Below are 19,515 nucleotides of genomic sequence, written 5' to 3'. Positions count from 1 at the left end.
TGTCTAAAATGTTTAAAGGATGATGAAATAGAACGGAGCACTTTATGATGAACATTGCTTTTATGACTGCCTCGTTGCCGATTGATGAAGAAACCTTTCAAGAAATAAAAAGTTTGTCCGGATTCGGAATGGAAATTGACCATTTGGATTATTCCTATGCATTAAATTTATCTGTATTAAATAAACCCTTCAGCAAGGGCTTTTGTATCTTGGCATATGATGAAGTCACCAATCATTTGGTCGGCGTCATTACAGCGGTGGACAAGATTGGCCTGGATACTTATGAATGGTCAATGCTTGTGGATCCAATGTACAGAAAAACGGGTATAGAGGATGCATTGCTCAGCTTGTTATCGAAAGCGTTTAAAGACAGACAAGCGGTTGGCGAACTGGTGGCGCTGAATGAAAAAGACTTGTATGCAAGAAAGATCATCGAAAACTACGGATATACATACAGCTTTTCGGAAGCGACTTTTGAAGCGGCGGCGGAAGAAACGGAGATGAATCATTCCGTACACATAAGACCCTATAATGAGTCGACCGACTTGGAGCCGCTCATTGAAATTTTCAGGGAAACTTTTGGGGATCTACGGGATGAAACAGTTGAATTGATTGAAATGAATACGAGTGTCCCGGGAAGAGTCATTTGGGTTGCGGAGTTGGATGGAGAAGTGGTTGGAACATTAACGACAGCAAAAGATGGAATGAGCCAATGGATCACTTCTTTGGCGGTTCATCCACGTCATCAGCGGAAAGGGGTTGCGACCGCTTTATTAGGATGGGCGAAAGATTTTGCGTATCAGAGCGGGGAACAACAGGTTCTGCTCGAAGTGGAAATGGAGAATGAAGAAGCATTATCGGTGTATTTAAAGGCAGGTTTTCAAAAACGGCTGCAAATTGATTTTTATGCTTATGGGTGAATCGCAAGTCCACTAAGAAAGTGGGCTTCTTTTCATGCCGGATTAATGGATTTTTTCCACTGTGGGAGCGAAGGATCTGCAGAATTTGTTATAATGGTTTCTGAATTGGAATAGCAACATTTTCTGAAAAGGATGAAATCATTTATGGAAAAGGAAAAAGAGATCTCGTCATTAAAACTGATGTGGCAAATGACCCGCCCGCATACATTGACGGCCACTTTTGCACCGGTCATTTTGGGGACGGTCATGGCACTTTATGATGCGAAGATTGATTGGTTGCTGTTTTTGGCGATGATGGTTGCATGTCTCTGCCTCCAAATCGCAACCAATTTATTTAACGAATATTACGATTTCAAACGTGGTCTCGATACGGAAGAATCGGTGGGGATTGGTGGAGGAATCGTCCGCCATGGCTTGAAGCCGAAAAATGTATTGATGGTAGCGATTCTTTTATATGTGCTGGCTGCTATCATCGGTGTATACATTTGCGCCAATTCCAGCTGGTGGCTGGTAGCAATTGGTGCATTTGGCATGGCGGTAGGATATTTATATACGGGTGGCCCGCTGCCAATCGCTTATACCCCATTTGGAGAACTGTTTGCGGGGGCGTTGATGGGAACCGCATTCGTATTGATCGCGTATTTTATTCAAACCGGGGAAATTACGTCTCTTGCTTTTCTTCTTTCCATTCCATCAGGGATATTAGTCGGCGGGATCAATATGTCGAACAACATTCGGGATATTGAGGAAGATAAGCGGGGCGGCAGAAAAACGCTGGCCATTTTAATCGGACGGAAAAATGCGGTGCGGTTATTGGCGTTCGCCTTTGTCATCTCCTATCTTTGGATTATCGGATTAGTGGCGGCTGGAAGCATCAGCCCTTGGGCATTGGTGGTGTTCTTAAGTGTGAAAAAACCGGTGGATGCTATCAAAGGTTTCCAAAAAGGTGAGAAGGAACCGCAATTTATGAAAGTGGCCATGAAATCCACAGCCATGACGAATACGATTTTTTGCTTCTTATTATCGGCTGGATTGTTGGTCGGATATATCTTTTAATAGGATCGCTTCCTTTTGGGAGGCGGTTTTTTTTATTAATAATTTTTTTGGTAGTATTTCTAATAAATAAGGTTGGAACCTGGTTTTTATGTTTTCTTTTTTTAAAATTCTTAAATTCAAAATCATATTAATATATTGACAAAATAAACATAGGTGGGTAGTATCTAAATTATCAAATTCCTAATTACTTTATAATATTAATAGGATAAAGCGTTTTTCGTTCAGATATGGTCGACGCTTTAGTTTTATTTTATTCCAAAATCCTAGTAAAACAATAAAAATAAAATGATATATTATTTTAATAATTTTTAATCAGGTTTTCTTCATCCTGGTTCAAAAGAGGGAGCTTTATGATCGAAATTCAGAATGTAACAAAGGAATATGATACAAAGAATGGCACTGTTGTTGGGGTGGACAATGTATCTTTGACCATACGGGAAGGAGAAATTTTCGGGATCGTCGGTTATTCAGGGGCAGGGAAAAGTTCCTTGCTCCGGTGCATCAATCTGCTGGAACGTCCAACAAAGGGAACGATTAAGGTGGATGGGGTGGATTTGACGAAATTAAAAGGAGAATCATTGCGTCGGGCAAGACTTAAAATTGGCATGATTTTTCAACATTTCTACCTCATCAGCCAAAAAACCGTTTTTGAAAATGTCGCTTTCGCTTTAAAAGCGGCAAAGGTTCCGAAAGATCAAATCAAACCGAGAGTGGAAGAACTGCTGGAAATGGTGGGGTTATCTGATAAAAAGGATGTTTATCCTGCGCAACTCAGTGGCGGCCAAAAACAAAGGGTGGCCATCGCCCGGGCTCTTGCCAATAATCCAAAGGTACTGTTATGTGATGAGGCCACTTCTGCCCTCGATCCTAAGACAACCAAATCCATTTTAAAATTGTTGAAAAAAATCAATAAAGAATTGAACATTACAATCGTTTTGATCACCCATGAAATGGACGTCGTAAAAGAAATTTGCGATCGGATGGCGGTCATGGAGAAGGGAAGAATCATTGAAGAGGGCCGCGTTTATGATATTTTCGCAAGTCCGAAAGAGCAACTCACAAAAGAGTTTATCTCCAGCGTTATTTCTTATGATATTCCAGAAGCCATTCTTCTAGAATGCACCGGAACGATCGTGAAAGTGACTTTCAAAGGGAAAGTGGCTGGAGAGGGTGTCATTTCGGATACGCTAAAAGTACACCAAGTAGACGGCAACTTCCTACATGGATCCATTGAATATATTCAAGATGAACCACTGGGCATTTTTATAATGGAGTTAAAAGGGGAAAAACAGGAAATTGAAAAAGCCTTAAGATATATCGAAAACCGTGCCGCTCAAGTGGAGGTGATCAATTATGGAATTTGATATTAATCATCTAATCGAGCTGATTCCGGAAATCAATACCGCTTTTTTTCAAACCATCTATATGATTTCCATCTCATTAATTGTAGCTGTAGTGATCGGGTTGCCTATCGGGGTGATTCTTTACATCACGGATAAAGGTTTGTTTATGGAGAATGGGATTATACATAACATTTTAGGTTTTATTGTGAATTTGATCCGTTCGATTCCTTTCCTCATTTTGCTTGTCGCGTTAATTCCATTTACTAATTTTCTTGTTGGGACAACGATTGGACCAACGGCAGCAAGCGTTTCATTATCGGTGGCGGCCATTCCCTTTTTTGCAAGAATTGTAGAAAGTGCATTAAGGGAAATTGATAAAGGGGTCATCGAAGCGGCCATTGCATCTGGAGCAACCCCTTGGATGATCATTTGGCATGTATTATTGTTGGAGTCCCGTTCCGGCATCATATCAGGTATAACCCTTACTTTAATCAGTTTGATTGGATTTTCGGCAATGGCCGGTACTGTCGGTGGAGGCGGTATAGGGGATTTGGCCATCCGCTTTGGTTATTACCGATATGACGATACGATCATGATTACAACTGTGTTGATTTTAATTATTTTGGTTCAAGTAATTCAATTTGCCGGTGATTTTATCGCCAAATTAGTTGATAAAAGAAAATAAAAAGAAAGGAAGAATGATTGTGAAAAAGTTTTTAGCAACATTTTTAGTCTTTTTAGTTGCGGTACTTCTTGTTGCATGCAACAGTAATTCAAGTGAAAAAAGTAAAGCAGATTCAACTTCATCAGAATCAAAAGAAATTAAAATTGGGGCAACAGCCGGACCATACAGCGATATGGTGAAAAAAGCCATTAAACCAGGTTTGGAAGAAAAAGGGTATAAAGTTGAGATTGTGGAATTCAGCGACTATATCCAACCAAATAAAGCATTAAATGAAGGATCTATTCAAGCAAACTTATTCCAACACACAATTTATCTTGAAAACTTTGAGAAAGAAAACAATATGGATTTGACAGCGTTAATTACGGTTCCAACTGCGCCAATGGGCATTTACTCAAACAAATATAAATCTTTGGATGAAGTGGAAGACGGGGCTACAATCACAATTCCAAACGACCCGACAAATGCTGCCCGCGCATTCAATACACTTCAAGATGAAGGGCTTATTAAAATTGATCCGAATGCAGATCCACTAAAAGTGTCTGAAAAAGACATCATTGAAAATCCGAAAAACTTGAAATTCCAACCATTAGAAGCAGGACAATTGCCACGTTCTGTGGATAGCGCCGATTTGGCAGCTGTACCAGGCAATTATGCGTTGGCAGCCAATATGAACTTGTTGGATGCGTTGGCGTTGGAAAACATGCTTGATCAATACCGCAATGTAGTGGCTGTGAAAGCGGAGGATGAAGATTCCCAACTTGCCAAAGATTTGATTGAAGTTGTTCAATCCGAAGAATTTGAAAAAGTAATTGATGCAGAGTTCGAAGGTTTTGGAAAACCTGAATGGATGAAAAATAGATAAGTTTGAATTGAGGCAGCTTTCTCTAATTGGAAGCTGCCTATTTTAGTGCGCCTGGCATGGGTGTAATCTATAGGGTGTAAGTCCTGAACTGTGAAGGCAGAAGTAACAGTTAGCTTAACGCAAGGGTGTCCGTGGTGACGCGGAATCTGAAGGAAGCGAGCGGCAAACTTCCGGTCTGAGGAACACGAACTTCATATAAGGCTAGGTATCATTGGATGAGTTTGCTAAACAAAACAAAGTCCTTTCTGCCAAAGGTGGTACAGAGTAAATGAAGCAGATAGATGGAAGGAAAGATTACATTCTTACCCGGGGAGGTCTGGCGGATATGTGAAGTACGCTTCATAACCTACTTAGTGATAAGTAGCTGAACCGTCAGAAGTCAGCAGAGGTCATAGTATTAGTTGGTTTAGAACTACTAAGAAGGACCGAACAATTAAGAGAGAATAGCCCTTGGCATTCAGTGAGTCATGATGAACACAGAAAACGTAGTACCTCACTTGAGGAAGGAAGCGGTGAATCCCGTGGGGGACCTCTTGGAGGGTGGAGTGACCACTGGAATAAAGAGAACAGCTATTCACGGAAGGAGAATAACGATGCTTTTGAATCAAATCCTGTCACGGGAGAACAATGTCATCAACTTAACGTTACATTTAATGGAAAATAATATTTAATTTAACTTTTATAAAATTAGGTAATAAGCCTCTTGTAATTTTAAAAAGTCCACCAAAATCGTTTTAGAATCCAATTTTTGGTTAATAAAACGAGGATGGTGGTTTTTTTGAAAACAAAAAGTACTTTTTTAGGGGCAATTGAGATTACTCGAAAGTTGCTGAATGATGTGATGTTTATGCTTGAATCTCGGACAAAAGAAACGTATTTTACACGAAAAGAAAAGAAGTTAAATTTTAAAAATACTATTCTATTTAGCTTAAACTTTGTTAAAAAGAGCCTCCAAATTGAACTTGACGACTTTTTCGACAAATTTAATTTATCAGAAATTAGTATTTCCAAACAAGGCTATTCAGCCGCACGAAAAAAGATTTCTCCTCTCGCTTTTGTAAAACTTACAAAAGCGATTGTGAATTGGTATTATGAAGAAAATTCCTTTAAAACTTATCGTGGATTTAGACTTTGCGCAATCGATGGAAGTGTGCTCCAAATTCCTGATACTGAGGAGCTTCGAAATTATTTTGGGTATGGAAAAAATCATAAGACAAGTTATGCAAGAGCTAGTGCCTCTTGTATTTACGATCTTGAGAATGGAATCATTATTACTTCTAGAATCAATCCATATAAGGTAGCAGAGCGAGATAGTGCAAAGGATATGATTGAAGAACTCGTACAAATTGGATTAAAAAATGATCTTTTTTTATTTGATCGAGGGTATCCATCGAGAGATTTTATTGCCTATTTAGATGCCCTTGGTATCAAATATGTGATGCGATGTCAAAAAAATACGATAAAGGAAATTGTCGAAGCGAAAGATGCTGATCAAAACATTCATATAATACATAGGAAACAAGTGATTACTGCTCGTGTAGTTAGATTCCCACTGGATTCTGGCACGGAAGAAATACTTGTCACAAATTTAACCGAGGAAGAGTTTGATATCTCTGAGTTTAAATCTCTTTATTTTAAACGCTGGGGAATTGAAACAGAATATAATGATGTGAAAAATAAAATCGAAATAGAAAATTTCACGGGTAGTTCGAAAATCGCAATTGAACAAGATTTCTATGCATCAATATATTTATCGAATATGGTCAGTTTATTGAGAAATGATGCCAATGAAACAATTAATGAGGAGAGTAAGAAAAAAAGACGAAAACATGATTATCAAGTAAACACAAATATCTTAATAGGAAAATTAAAAGATAGGATGGTTCACTTATTATTAGAAGATTGTCCAATCAAAAGAGAGAGAATGTTTACAAAAATCATGAAAGTGATTATAAGAAATAAGACACCTATTCGGTTTGGGAGAAGCTACCCACGAAGGAATGGTCTGTCCTCAACAAAGTATCCCCTAAACCAAAAAAGGTGTCTATAAACAATACGTAGGATAAATATAACCTATTTGTTTATTAAATGTAAATAAATTAGGGGCTTAAAAAAATAAAAATTTAAGCCCCGGGCATCCTATTGCCTTTTTTAGCCGATTTTAGAAAATTATCAACACTTTGTAGGTTGAATAGTATTTTTAAAAGTAGACAACCAGATGGTTGCCTACTAACTGTAAATTATTGGTTGTATAAGTTTCTGACATTGAGGTCCAATCACCACAGCATTAAGTGCCGGTGCGGCGGATATGTCCGGTTGGCTCTTAATGGGATTGCCCGGTGCGATTTATGCTGCCGGTTTAGTCGAAGCATGGATTGCCATTGGGTTAACGGTCGGACAATACTTAAACTATCTTTTAGTAGCACCCCGCTTACGGGTTTACACGCAAGTTTCCAAAGACGCCATTACAATTCCGAGCTTTTTGGATAACCGTCTTCGCGACAATACGAAATTATTGCGAATTGCTTCCGGTATTGTTATTCTTGTATTCTTTACATTCTACGTGTCTTCCGGTATGGTATCTGGAGGGAAGTTTTTCCAAAGTTCCTTTGGTCTTGACTACCACTTAGGCATGTTGATTGTGTCTGGCGTTGTAGTATTATATACCCTATTTGGAGGGTTTTTAGCGGTAAGTTATACGGACGTTGTTCAAGGAACAATCATGTTTTTGGCTTTAGTACTTGTTCCTCTTGTAGGGGTTTTTGTAACTGGAGGGTTTTCAGATGTTGGCAGTGCTGTTACAGCTGTAAATCCTGAGCACTTATCTTTACTTCCTTCTACAGCAGCAGCTGCTGGGATTATTTCATCTGTTGCATGGGGGCTTGGATATTTCGGACAGCCGCATATCATTGTACGCTTCATGGCGATTAATACGGTAAAAGAAATGAAAAATGCCCGCCGTATTGGAATCGGCTGGATGATTTTAAGCTTAGTCGGCGCTATCTGTACAGCACTTGTGGGATTTGCGTACTTCCAACAAAACGGTTTAACGATTGATGACCCGGAAACAATTTTCATTGAAATGGGGAAAATTTTATTCCATCCATTTATTGCCGGAATTTTGCTGGCCGCCATTTTAGCAGCGATTATGAGTACGATTTCTTCTCAATTAATCGTTACCTCTTCTGCATTAATTGAGGATATTTATAAAGCATTATTCAAAAAAGATGCGACGGATAAACATTATGTGGCAGCTGGCCGTCTGGCTGTTTTAATCGTATCCATTATTGCAGCGATTTTAGCTTGGAATCCTAACAACTCTATTTTGGACTTAGTTGGATTTGCTTGGGCAGGATTTGGTTCATCCTTTGGTCCGATTATCCTTCTTGCGTTGTATTGGAGAAAATTGACAAACATCGGTGCATTGAGCGGAATGGTTGTCGGCGCCGCTGTTGCATTCATTTGGGGTCAATCGAGCACACTTTCAGGCATTATTTATGAAATGGTTCCAGGATTTTTCATCAACTTAATTGTGGCGGTCGTTGTAAGTTTGATTACGTATAAACCAAATACAGAAATTGAAGAGGAATTCAATCACACATTAGAAATCTTAAAAGAAGAAAAGGCAAAATAAAATACATTAAAAAAGGATCCACACATCGGTTGTGGGTCTTTCTTTTTTCGGTAATGATATACTGTAGAGAGAAAGCGCGTATTGGAGGGAAGATAATGACTCGATTAAAAGAAGTAGAAGAACTGAAAGAAAAAGCAATCCTCGTCGGAGTCAATTTGAATGACCCTAATTTTGATTATTCGATGGAAGAGCTTGAAAATCTTGCATATGCTTTGGAAGTTGAAGTGGTAGGAAAAGTGACGCAAAATTTGGAACGCATTAATCCTTCCCACTATGTAGGAAAAGGTAAAGTGGATGAAATAAAAAATTTCTATGAAGAAACAGGGGCAAACCTCGTCATCTTTAATGATGAACTTTCCCCATCTCAAATCCGAAATCTGGAACGGGATTTGGATTGTAAAGTCATTGATCGGACAACTTTGATTTTAGATATATTCGATCGCAGGGCAAAAACAAAAGAGGCTAAATTGCAAGTCGAGTTGGCACAGCTTCAGTATATGTTGCCAAGGCTTGTAGGTCTCCATTCTTCCTTATCAAGACAAGCAGGCTCAACAGGTGGAAGCCTTCGAAACAGGGGGCTTGGGGAAACAAAGTTGGAGCTTGACCGCAGAAAAATTGAAGACCAAATCGCCAGGTTGAGAAAAGAGCTTGATGAGGTGGAAGAGCAGCGGGAAACCCAGCGGAAAAAAAGGCGGAAAAATGAAATTCCTGTTGTATCCCTTGTTGGATATACCAATGCAGGAAAGTCCACCATCATGAATCAATTAATAAGTAAATACGGACATGCAGAGAAGGAAGTATTTGAGAAGGATATGCTATTTGCTACCCTTGATACGTCAGTCCGGAAAATGGAGCTGCCGGATAAAAAACAGTTTTTGCTTACAGATACAGTTGGGTTTGTCAGCAAACTTCCACACCAGTTAGTCAAAGCTTTCCGTTCCACATTAGAGGAAGCAAGAGAAGCAGATTTACTATTGCATGTGGTAGATGTTTCCCATAAGGAATACAAGTTTATGGTGGATGTTACGAATCAGACATTGAAAGAGATAGGTATTGAAGATGTACCAACATTGTATATTTACAATAAATGCGACTTAGCAGGCATTTCCTATCCACAAGTGTATGGGGACGATCTATGGATTTCCGCCAAAGAAGGCAAGGGGTTGGACGAATTAATTAAATGCATTCGGAAACATATTTTTGCTGATTATTGCACTTGTGAAATGGTGATTCCTTTCCACCGGGGGGATATTGTTTCCTATTTGAATGAAAATGCAACAGTGCTTTCAACGGAATATGAGGAAGAAGGAACGAGATTAAAAGTTGAATTGAAGGAAGCAGATTATAAAAAATTCGAAGACTTTGTAGTGAAAAACTAGAAAAAGAGCGAGGGATTCTAATATCCCTCGTTTTTTATTGTTATATTAATATAGCTACTTTATTTTAAATTTGTAAAGAAAAAGGTTAAAAAATATGAAATTTAGGAAGATGCTTAATAAACGAAAAATTTAAACATTATGCAAATATATTGAAAAAGTGTTCGTTATTCATTATAACTATTTAATGTAGTTGATTTGCAAGCGACGGAATTTTCAGAAAAAAGGAAAAAGTATAATAATGGAAAGAAGGGTAATAGATGTTATCAAAAGAAGAGATAGTAAAGTCCGTCCCCCAGAAAGGATTCTTTGGACATCCTAAAGGGTTGCTGACACTATTTTTTACTGAGTTTTGGGAACGCTTTTCCTATTATGGAATGCGGGCGATTTTAATTTTTTATATGTACTATGAATTGAACGAAGGTGGATTAGGGCTTGACAGAGGTACGGCTAACTCCATCATGGCGATTTATGGTTCCTTAGTGTATATGTCCGGTATTATCGGAGGCTGGATTTCCGACCGGGTATGGGGACCTCGCAAGACAGTGTTTTACGGTGGAATTCTCATTATGATTGGGCATTTCATTTTAGCATTACCTCTTGCTTTAACAGGTCTTTTATTATCAATGGTATTTATTATTATCGGTACCGGTTTATTAAAAACGAATGTTTCCTCTGTTGTAGGAGATATGTATGCTGAAAATGATGTTCGTCGTGATTCCGGTTTCAGCATTTTCTATATGGGTATCAATATGGGGGCATTTATTGCACCGTTTATTGTTGGAACAATCGGAGAAGATTACAGCTTCCATTTAGGCTTCGGTTTAGCCGGCATCGGGATGTTGCTAGGTTTAATTACTTATGTTCTTACTCAAAAGAAAAATTTAGGTTTAGCTGGTCTTCAAGTGCCGAACCCATTAAATGAAGAGGAAAAGAAAAAAGCTATTTTTAATTTCACTATTATGATAGTGGCTATTGTTGTTGTATTGGGCGGATTATATTTAACAGGCAATTTGACAATGGGTGTATTCAGCGCCATTATTACAACATTAGGTATTTTAATACCAACTGCATTTTTCATCATTATGTATAGAAGTCCAAAAACGTCAAAAGATGAAAAATCCCGTGTATTGGCTTATATACCGTTGTTTATTGCAGCCGTGATGTTCTGGGCCATCCAAGAACAAGGGGCAACAATTTTAGCAACTTACGCAGATACAAGAACAGATTTAAATGTAGGCAGCTTTGAATTAAAAGCTTCCTGGTTCCAATCATTAAACCCATTGTTTGTAATTATTTTTGCTCCAATTTTTGCATGGTTGTGGCTAAAACTTGGCAATCGTCAGCCTTCTACACCGCTTAAGTTTTCGATTTCCTTATTCTTTGCCGGGGCTTCTTTCATCATTATGATGATTCCATCGAAAATTTCTGGCGGAACAGAATTAGTTAGCCCGTTATGGCTTGTTTTATCATTCTTTTTAGTAGTTATTGGTGAGCTGTTGCTTTCACCTGTAGGTTTGTCTGCTACAACAAAACTTGCACCAAAAGCCTTTGCTTCCCAAACAATGGCTCTTTGGTTTTTAACAAGTGCTGCTGCCCAAGCTATTAACGCACAGCTTGTTAGATTATATGAAGTGGTTAATGAATTTACGTATTTCGGCTTATTGGGCGGCATATCTATTGTCCTTGGCGTAATCGTCTTGATTTTAACTCCAATCATTTCAAAAGCAATGAAAGGAATAAAATAGTAATATCACTTCTTCATTCGACCGATAGAAAGATTCTATCGGTCGTTATTTTTTAAAAAAATAAATAATCTTGAAATGAATTTTCGAATGTCATTGATTTTTCGCTGTTTTCTCATTATAATGATTATGGTACTTGAAGATGAGAATCATTTTCATTAGAATAATTTTAGAGAAAATAGGGGATAAAATATGAGGCTATGGATGTTGATTATTGCAGCAATCATCCTGTCCATTATATCTTTATTTATTGGCGCCATTGATATTAAGCCTACTGATTTATTAGATTGGGAATCTCAGCAAACGCAAATATTCCTGATTAGTAGGGTGCCAAGATTATTAGCAATTATTTTAGCGGGGGCAGGAATGAGTATTGCTGGTTTAATTATGCAAAGTTTAAGCCGCAACAAGTTCGTTTCACCTACAACAGCAGGTACGCTGGATGCAGCAAAATTGGGAATTCTGATTTCGATTTTATGCTTTTCCCAAGCTGCATATATGGAAAAAATCATTTTTAGCTTTATCTTTGCATTTGCCGGTACCATCTTATTTATGCAAATTTTAGACCGCATTAAATTTAAAGATGCCGTATTTGTCCCGTTGATCGGTATTATGTATGGAAATATTTTATCTTCCATTACAACTTTCTTTGCATATGAGGGAGACTTGATTCAAAATATCAACACTTGGTTGATGGGTAGTTTTACATTGGTCATCTCCGGGCGATATGAACTGCTGTATGTAAGTGTTCCTGCCATCCTATTGGCTTATTTATATGCAAATAAGTTTACGGTTGCCGGAATGGGAGAGGATTTTGCCAAAAACTTGGGGCTTAGTTACAAAGCCGTATTGAATCTTGGTTTAATTATTGTTGCCGTCATTTCAACGACAGTCGTATTGACGGTCGGTGTAATCCCTTACTTGGGGCTGATTGTTCCGAATATTGTGTCCCTTTATATGGGCGATAACTTGCGCAAAACGATTCCTCATACTATCGTGTTAGGAGTTGTTTTCCTATTAATTTGCGACATTATGGGCCGAATTGTTGTTTATCCTTTTGAAATTCCTGTCAATGTGACAGTTGCAGTAATAGGCAGTTTGCTCTTCTTAATCATGTTGTTTAGGGGGAGAGCATATGCGAAATAATATTGTGAAACTGATTATATTAGCGATTATTGGGATTATTTGTATTCTGCTTTACGGATTTTACGATATTAAAGGCGGCTTCCATTATGCTTTCCCTCGGCGTATGATGCGCGTTGGAGCTATGATCGTGACCGGTTTTGCTATTGCCTATTCAACGGTTGTTTTCCAAACGATTACTCATAATCGAATTTTAACGCCTTCAATAATGGGCATTGATTCAATGTATCAAGTGGTTCAAACGCTCATTTTCTTCTTTGCGGGATCAGCATCGATTTGGGTAGCTAACCAATATTTGAATTATTTTACTGCACTCATTGCAATGGTGCTTTTTGCGATATTGTTATACCGCGCATTATTTAGAGCGGATAAGTATCCGATTTATTTGATGTTATTAATTGGGATGATTATTGGTACTTTTTTAGGAAGCCTTGTATCTTTCTTGCAAGTATTGATTGACCCGGTAGAATATTTAAGTTTGCAGAATCTCCTTTTTGCAAGTTTCACCAGAATCAAAGTAGAGCTGTTATATATTTCATCCGCTATTTTAATCATTGCTTTTATTGTTGGATATCGATTATTGCATCAATTGGACGTTGCAATACTAGGTCGAGAAAACGCCATTAATTTAGGTATCAACTACGATCGACTAGTCATGAACGTATTAATTTTATCTGCCGTGCTGATTTCAACATCAACAGCCTTGGTGGGCCCAATCACCTTTTTTGGATTAATTGTTGCGAACCTTTCTTATCATTTATTTACCACTTATAAACATTCCATATTGATTTTAGGTGCAGGGTTAATCAGCGTGATTGCGCTGGTTGGCGGACAATTTTTAGTGGAGCATGTTTTTGAATTTAACACAACTTTAAGTGTCATTATTAACTTCATTGGTGGAGTCTACTTTATTTATCTATTACTAAAGGAGAGTAGGGCTGCAAGATGATTGAAATTAAAGGGTTAACAAAAAAATACAACAATAAGCCAGTCATTAGTGATGTTTCATTGTCGATTAAGCCTCATGCAATTACTTCTTTCATTGGACCAAACGGTGCAGGGAAGTCTACATTATTATCCATGGTGAGCAGACTGATTGATGCAGATACAGGCGAAGTATTATTGGACCAACAAAATATTAAAAAATGGAAATCTAATGAATTTGCCAAACGAGTATCGATTTTAAAACAATCGAATTTTATTAATGTTCGTTTAACAGTAAGAGAATTAGTATCTTTTGGACGCTATCCTTATTCAAAGGGCCGTTTGACGCCTGAAGACGAGAAGCATGTGAATCAAGCGATTGAATACATGAATTTGAAGGAAATAGAACACAAATTTTTAGACCAGTTATCAGGTGGGCAAAAACAACGGGCATTTATTGCTATGGTTATTGCTCAAGATACGGATTATATTCTGCTTGACGAGCCATTAAATAATTTAGATATGAAGCATTCTGTGCAAATTATGAAGATTTTGCGCAAACTTGTTGATGAATTAAATAAAACGGTTGTGATTGTGTTACATGATATCAATTTTGCTTCCGTATACTCAGACTATATTGTGGCCCTAAAAGACGGAAAAGTTGTGAAAAATGGCCCTACTGAAGAGATTATTAACTCTGAAGCCTTGCGTGAAATTTATGACATGAATATTCCGGTTCAAGAACAAAATGGTTGTCGTATTTGTGTATACTTCAATTCTAATACGTGATCGTCAAAATGATTTAGAAAAGTGTTGCTACTTTTCTAAATCATTTTATTGAAAAGAAGAAAAAATATATTGACTAGCCTAAATTTGATAATTATAATTAGATTCAGTTATTGATAATGATTATCATTATCACCAAATAACCAAAAAGATAGGAGAGAACGATCAAATGAAACAATGGAAGCTTTTCGCAGTTATTCTAGCTATGTTCGTCATTGTTTTGGCTGCATGCGGTGACGAAAAAGCTGAACAAGACAAAAATACAAATACTGATGACACGAAACAAGAAGCAGCACAGGGAGAAAATGCTTCATTCCCAATCACTATCTCCTCTACAATTTCTGAAAGCAAAAACGAAGAGTCTGGTCAAACTACAGTATTTGATGATGTAACTTTCGAAAAAATGCCTGAAAGAATCGTTGTATTCGATTACGGTTTCTTAGATACGCTTGATGCTTTAGGCGTTGAAGGGATCGTTGGTGTTGCAAAAGATGGTACATTACCAGAACACCTTTCTAAATTTGGTAGCGATGAATATGCAAGCGTTGGAAACTTAAAAACTCCAAACCTTGAAGCCATTGCAGCATTAGAGCCAGATGCAATCTTCATTTCAGGCCGCCAAGCCACATTCTATGACCAATTGAAAGAAATCACTCCAAACGTAGTATTCGTTGGTACTTCCCAAGATGATTACTGGGGCACATTTGAGAAATCTGTTGATATCGCTGCAAAACTTTTCGGCAAAGAAAAAGAAGCGGAAGAACAGTTGGCAAAATTCGATGAAAAACTGAATGAACTAAAAGAATTGGCTGGCCAATACAAAACTTCATTAGTCACAATGTACAACGAAGGAAAATTATCCGGATTCGGCACAAATTCACGTTACGGATATGTTTATGACATTTATGGATTCACTCCTGTATCAGACGACATCGAAGCTTCTTCCCACGGATCCGATTTCGGGTTCGAATCGGTCTTAAAATTCGATCCGGAAGTATTGTTCGTAATTGACCGTACAGCAGCTGTAGGTGGACAATCCAACATCGAAGCGGACATGGAAAATGACATCATTAAACAAACTCAAGCTTACAAAAACGGCAAAATCGTTTACTTGGACGGTCCGCTATGGTACTTGGCTGGCGGCGGTTTACAATCTGAAATGATGAAAATCGAAGAAATCTTAAACAAATTAAAATAATTTATAGGGGGCTGTCCAGAAAGTCGAACACTTTCTGGACAGCCTTACTTCTTATAGTAATATTCTCTTAAAAACTTTCCCTAGAGTGGTCACAAAACGCTCCTTCTCTACGCAATTTATCTGCGGCGAAGCACTAGCTAAAGCCGCAAAGGGGACGTCTCAACTTTTCAGACGCCCCCTTTTATGCATTGCGTATTGTTTACTTATGAAAATGGGAAGTTTCATGTAAACATAGAAAATAAGTGAGTTATGGGAGAGGATAAGCTTGAATAAGCGATTATTTGTCGCTGGTTTTATTGCGTTTATTCTTTTTCTTATTTTACGGTATGTATATGATTTGCCTATATTCGTTTCTTTTGATAAAAATATGCAAGCGTTAGTAGGGGAAAATTCGTTTATTGGTAGCTTCCATTATCTCGGGGAACTAAAAGTTATTAGTTTGATTACCTTAATATTATTGGGATGGTTAGGGTTTAAGCATCCAAATAATTCTAGAATTATTTTTGTATTATTTACTATTCCGGTGGGCTTTTTGTTGAATCAATTAATGAAAAATTGGGTGAAACGTCCACGGCCTGAAATTGAAAATCAATTGTCATCCTACAGTTTCCCATCCGGCCATGCGATGTTAGGATTGCTTTACTTATTGACTATTGCATTTTTATTGTCTGAACGAACTACAGTTGAAAAAAAGAAATGGTGGATATGGATTGTTGCCATTACTCTTGCTTTCTTTATAGGTTTATCGAGAGTGGCGGAAAGCCGTCATTTTGCCACTGACGTAATGGCAGGGTGGTGTTTGGGCGTTGCTTGGTTCTGCCTTTGCGTATATTGGTATATTCATAAATCATCCAATCAATTGAAACGCGATTAATGCGTTTCCTTTTTTGAAATTGTTTATCTAGTACACAAAATATAGATTTAGTAAAAAAAGTTGCTCTAAGGAAAATTTGAGTATAATATAATACTAAGAATAAAATGAAAGGATGTTCTGATGAGCAACATCGTTTTAGCTTTTAGCTTAACATTGCTAGCAGGACTTGCAACAGGCCTAGGTGCGCTAATTGCATTTTTTACAGAGAGAACCAATAAGAAGTTTTTATCAGCAGCATTAGGATTTTCAGCAGGCGTTATGATTTATGTTTCATTGATTGAAATTTTTTTTAAAGCAAAGGATGCATTAACGGCTGCTGTTGGAGATACAAAAGGGTATTGGCTAACGGTTATAGGCTTTTTTGGAGGAATGCTATTCATTGCGCTTATTGATAAATTTATTCCGACAAAAACGAATCCCCATGAAGTAAAGACGGTGGAAGATGTACATCAGGCAGAGCGCGAACATCGAGATTCAGAAGAAGCTAAATTAATGAAGGTCGGTATTTTTACTGCTCTTGCAATTGGCATTCATAATTTTCCAGAGGGTATCGCTACTTTCATGTCAGCCATTCATGATCCAAGCGTCGGAATTGCTATTGCCATTGCCATCGCCATTCACAATATCCCGGAAGGTATTGCTGTGGCGATACCGATATTTTATGCAACTGGGAAACGAATGAAAGCATTTAAACTTTCTTTTACTTCGGGGCTTGCAGAGCCAATTGGTGCATTAGTAGCCTATTTAATTTTAATGCCATTTTTAAATGATATTTTGTTTGGAATTATTTTTTCGGCAGTAGCAGGCATCATGGTGTTTATTTCCCTAGATGAACTGCTCCCAGCCGCAAAGAAATATGATGAAACCCATTCATCTATTTATGGAGTTGTTGCAGGAATGATAGTCATGGCAGTAAGTTTGATTTTGTTATCATAAAATTAAAAGGAGTTGTTCGAAAGCTTAAAACTTCGAACAACTCCTGTTTTTATCTGATTTTTGAAACACTCGATATTTCTTCTACATGAACACCGCGTTGATCAGGTTTAGTAAGAACAATCTTATGCGTTGGGAATCGTTCTTTCATTTTCTCCACAAATTGTTCCCCGATGGAGTTCGGAATAATAGAAATCATGGTTGGACCAGCACCGCTTAAAGCAGTGCCAAATGCCCCGGCTTTTTTCGCCTCTTCGCGAATTTCATGGTAATGAGGAATTAAATCAGCACGGAATGGCTCATGGAATAAATCGGATTCCATATATTTTCCGATGCGTTTATAATCTTTCAATACCAAAGCAGCTGCGAGCATATTAGCCCCGGAGCTGGCTCGAACGGCATATTGGCGTTTAAATGAACTTGGCAATACGTCTCTTGCTTCACAAGTTTTTAACATCACTTCTGGAATAAAGAGGACAAAGGATGCTTCAAGGTCATGGACGTGAATTGTATCCACATTGCCTTCTTCATCCATTGAGGAGATAGTTAAACCTCCTAATACGGACGCAGTTGCATTGTCCGGGTGTCCTTCCATTTGGGAAGATAAGTTTAATTTATCTTGCACTGATAATTGAAGGTCGCAGAGGAGATTGGCGATTTCTATTCCTGCTACAATCGCCGCTGCACTGCTGCCGATTCCTCTTGCAAAGGGAAGTTGGCTTGTCATTTCAATACGGCAGCTTGGCATTACTTTGTTGTATCGTTTTGCCGTTTCATTGGCGACGTTATAGATTAGATGATTTTTTAATTCAAATTCTTTAGGCAAGCCTTCAGATAAATGGATGATTTCCCATTCATCCTGCAAAGAAACCGTTAATTCAAGATAAAGAGATAGGCTGAGACCGATTGAATCAAATCCAGGGCCTAAATTTGCAGTACTGCCTGGAACGGTAATTTTCCATTTTTTACTCATACTAAACCCTCAATGTAATTTCTAATTTCGTTCATATCATTTTTCAAAGAAACCACTTCTACCGTAGTAGCTTTTAGCGCTGTATCTGGATCTTTTAGACCGTTTCCTGTGAAGATTGTAACAACCGTGCTGCCTTTTTCGATTTTGCCGTTATTTACTGATTTGATAACACCGGCAAGAGATGCGGCTGAACCTGGTTCCACAAAAATTCCTTCGCTTCTTGCAATTTCTTTATATGCGGCAAGGATTTCATCATCCGTTACTGAATCGATAATCCCGCCAGATTCATCGCGGGCAGCTTCAGCAAATTTCCAGCTTGCTGGGTTGCCAATGCGGATAGCTGTTGCAATTGTTTCAGGATTTGCAATTGGCTCTCCTTTTACAATGGCTGCAGCACCTTCTGCTTCAAAACCATACATTTTAGGAAGGCCACAGTTTTTCGCTTCATGATATTCTTTGAAGCCTTTCCAATAAGCTGTAATGTTTCCAGCGTTGCCGACAGGGATGCATAAATAATCTGGCGCTTTTCCTAATGCATCTACAATTTCAAAAGCTGCAGTTTTTTGCCCTTCAATGCGATATGGATTTACAGAGTTTACAAGCGTTACTTTTCCTTCTTCGCTAATTTTGCGAACGATGGAAAGGGCATCGTCGAAATTTCCATCAATTTCGATAATTTTCGCACCATACATGCAAGCTTGTGCGAGTTTTCCAAGAGCTACTTTTCCTTTTGGAATGACTACGATGGATTGGATGCCTGCGCGGGCAGCATAAGCGCTGGCAGCAGCAGAAGTATTACCAGTAGATGCACAAATTACGCATTTTGCTCCTTCTTCTACGGCTTTTGCCACAGCTACCACCATGCCGCGGTCTTTGAAAGAGCCAGTTGGATTTAACCCTTCATATTTTCCGTATAATTCAATCCCTAATTTTTTTGAGATGTTTCCTAAATAAATTAAAGGAGTATTTCCTTCGTTTAAAGTTAAAGCAGGCGTTTTGTCTGTCACAGGTAAAAATTCTTTATATTCTTCAAGCAAACCTTTCCACATAATACTATCTCCTT

The 19,515-nt window shown here is 38.1% G+C and carries 16 protein-coding genes and 1 pseudogene; 15 read left to right on the top strand and 2 right to left on the bottom strand.

Annotated elements, in window-relative coordinates:
- Positions 1 to 47: 47 nt before the first annotated feature.
- The 15 genes and pseudogenes from DKZ56_RS01155 to zupT all read left to right on the top strand — a co-directional run bounded on the left by DKZ56_RS01155 (position 48) and on the right by zupT (position 17,482).
- The gene (locus DKZ56_RS01155; RefSeq protein WP_208652118.1) at positions 48 to 920 is read left to right on the top strand and encodes a GNAT family N-acetyltransferase; all 873 of its coding nucleotides are present in this window, start codon (positions 48 to 50) and stop codon (positions 918 to 920) included.
- Between the two features lie 144 nt (positions 921 to 1,064).
- Positions 1,065 to 1,976, top strand: coding sequence for a 1,4-dihydroxy-2-naphthoate polyprenyltransferase (locus DKZ56_RS01150; RefSeq protein ID WP_208650905.1), 912 nt, complete (start codon positions 1,065 to 1,067; stop codon positions 1,974 to 1,976).
- A gap of 350 nt (positions 1,977 to 2,326) precedes the next feature.
- Positions 2,327 to 3,340, top strand: coding sequence for a methionine ABC transporter ATP-binding protein (locus DKZ56_RS01145; RefSeq protein ID WP_208650904.1), 1,014 nt, complete (start codon positions 2,327 to 2,329; stop codon positions 3,338 to 3,340).
- Entirely contained in the window at positions 3,330 to 4,004 is a 675-nt protein-coding gene (locus DKZ56_RS01140; RefSeq protein WP_208650903.1) for a methionine ABC transporter permease, read from the top strand. The genes DKZ56_RS01145 and DKZ56_RS01140 overlap by 11 nt, the downstream gene beginning before the upstream one ends.
- Before the next feature lie 19 nt (positions 4,005 to 4,023).
- A complete protein-coding gene (locus DKZ56_RS01135) occupies positions 4,024 to 4,866 on the top strand; it encodes a MetQ/NlpA family ABC transporter substrate-binding protein (RefSeq protein WP_245989572.1) in 843 nt (280 codons plus the stop codon).
- A gap of 778 nt (positions 4,867 to 5,644) precedes the next feature.
- A complete protein-coding gene (locus tag DKZ56_RS01130) occupies positions 5,645 to 6,916 on the top strand; it encodes an IS4 family transposase (RefSeq protein ID WP_208650901.1) in 1,272 nt (423 codons plus the stop codon).
- A gap of 219 nt (positions 6,917 to 7,135) precedes the next feature.
- A pseudogene (putP, locus tag DKZ56_RS01125) lies at positions 7,136 to 8,500 on the top strand (sodium/proline symporter PutP); the annotation flags it as partial.
- Positions 8,501 to 8,595: 95 nt separating this feature from the next.
- Complete coding sequence (gene hflX / locus DKZ56_RS01120) at positions 8,596 to 9,879, top strand: GTPase HflX (protein WP_208650899.1); 1,284 nt, start codon at positions 8,596 to 8,598, stop codon at positions 9,877 to 9,879.
- 257 nt (positions 9,880 to 10,136) lie between these two features.
- Positions 10,137 to 11,624: a peptide MFS transporter gene (locus DKZ56_RS01115; RefSeq protein WP_208650898.1), complete on the top strand. Its 1,488-nt coding sequence runs from the start codon at positions 10,137 to 10,139 to the stop codon at positions 11,622 to 11,624.
- Positions 11,625 to 11,813: 189 nt separating this feature from the next.
- Positions 11,814 to 12,767, top strand: a complete 954-nt coding sequence (locus DKZ56_RS01110) for an ABC transporter permease (RefSeq protein WP_208650897.1) — start codon at positions 11,814 to 11,816, stop codon at positions 12,765 to 12,767.
- Complete coding sequence (locus DKZ56_RS01105) at positions 12,757 to 13,713, top strand: iron chelate uptake ABC transporter family permease subunit (RefSeq protein WP_208650896.1); 957 nt, start codon at positions 12,757 to 12,759, stop codon at positions 13,711 to 13,713. The genes DKZ56_RS01110 and DKZ56_RS01105 overlap by 11 nt, the downstream gene beginning before the upstream one ends.
- Complete coding sequence (locus DKZ56_RS01100; protein WP_208650895.1) at positions 13,710 to 14,477, top strand: iron ABC transporter ATP-binding protein; 768 nt, start codon at positions 13,710 to 13,712, stop codon at positions 14,475 to 14,477. Before DKZ56_RS01105 ends, DKZ56_RS01100 begins: the two co-directional genes overlap by 4 nt.
- Before the next feature lie 166 nt (positions 14,478 to 14,643).
- A complete protein-coding gene (locus DKZ56_RS01095) occupies positions 14,644 to 15,672 on the top strand; it encodes a siderophore ABC transporter substrate-binding protein (RefSeq protein ID WP_208650894.1) in 1,029 nt (342 codons plus the stop codon).
- Between the two features lie 265 nt (positions 15,673 to 15,937).
- Positions 15,938 to 16,546 carry a phosphatase PAP2 family protein gene (locus DKZ56_RS01090; protein WP_208650893.1) on the top strand — a complete coding sequence of 203 codons (609 nt, stop codon included), beginning with the start codon at positions 15,938 to 15,940 and terminating at the stop codon, positions 16,544 to 16,546.
- A 120-nt stretch (positions 16,547 to 16,666) separates the two neighbouring features.
- Positions 16,667 to 17,482: a zinc transporter ZupT gene (gene zupT / locus DKZ56_RS01085; protein WP_390263554.1), complete on the top strand. Its 816-nt coding sequence runs from the start codon at positions 16,667 to 16,669 to the stop codon at positions 17,480 to 17,482.
- Positions 17,483 to 17,531: 49 nt separating this feature from the next.
- Here the strand turns inward: zupT and thrB are convergent, their stop codons facing one another.
- Together thrB and thrC are read right to left on the bottom strand one after the other, a co-directional pair.
- Entirely contained in the window at positions 17,532 to 18,452 is a 921-nt protein-coding gene (thrB, locus tag DKZ56_RS01080; RefSeq protein WP_208650892.1) for a homoserine kinase, read from the bottom strand.
- Entirely contained in the window at positions 18,449 to 19,501 is a 1,053-nt protein-coding gene (thrC, locus tag DKZ56_RS01075; protein ID WP_208650891.1) for a threonine synthase, read from the bottom strand. Before thrC ends, thrB begins: the two co-directional genes overlap by 4 nt.
- Between the last annotated feature and the right edge of the window lie 14 nt (positions 19,502 to 19,515).

This window comes from Ureibacillus thermophilus (assembly GCF_004331915.1).
GTDB classification, from domain to species: domain Bacteria; phylum Bacillota; class Bacilli; order Bacillales_A; family Planococcaceae; genus Ureibacillus; species Ureibacillus thermophilus.
This window is presented reverse-complemented; position numbering and strand designations above follow the sequence as displayed.

Coding starts and splice junctions, on each gene's coding strand:
- hflX (WP_208650899.1), top strand. CDS start 8,596: ATGACTCGATTAAAAGAAGTAGAAGAACTGAAAGAAAAAGCAATCCTC.
- DKZ56_RS01105 (WP_208650896.1), top strand. CDS start 12,757: ATGCGAAATAATATTGTGAAACTGATTATATTAGCGATTATTGGGATT.
- DKZ56_RS01145 (WP_208650904.1), top strand. CDS start 2,327: ATGATCGAAATTCAGAATGTAACAAAGGAATATGATACAAAGAATGGC.
- DKZ56_RS01095 (WP_208650894.1), top strand. CDS start 14,644: ATGAAACAATGGAAGCTTTTCGCAGTTATTCTAGCTATGTTCGTCATT.
- thrB (WP_208650892.1), bottom strand. CDS start 18,452: ATGAGTAAAAAATGGAAAATTACCGTTCCAGGCAGTACTGCAAATTTA.
- DKZ56_RS01140 (WP_208650903.1), top strand. CDS start 3,330: ATGGAATTTGATATTAATCATCTAATCGAGCTGATTCCGGAAATCAAT.
- DKZ56_RS01150 (WP_208650905.1), top strand. CDS start 1,065: ATGGAAAAGGAAAAAGAGATCTCGTCATTAAAACTGATGTGGCAAATG.
- thrC (WP_208650891.1), bottom strand. CDS start 19,501: ATGTGGAAAGGTTTGCTTGAAGAATATAAAGAATTTTTACCTGTGACA.
- zupT (WP_390263554.1), top strand. CDS start 16,667: ATGAGCAACATCGTTTTAGCTTTTAGCTTAACATTGCTAGCAGGACTT.
- DKZ56_RS01115 (WP_208650898.1), top strand. CDS start 10,137: ATGTTATCAAAAGAAGAGATAGTAAAGTCCGTCCCCCAGAAAGGATTC.
- DKZ56_RS01100 (WP_208650895.1), top strand. CDS start 13,710: ATGATTGAAATTAAAGGGTTAACAAAAAAATACAACAATAAGCCAGTC.
- DKZ56_RS01155 (WP_208652118.1), top strand. CDS start 48: ATGAACATTGCTTTTATGACTGCCTCGTTGCCGATTGATGAAGAAACC.
- DKZ56_RS01110 (WP_208650897.1), top strand. CDS start 11,814: ATGAGGCTATGGATGTTGATTATTGCAGCAATCATCCTGTCCATTATA.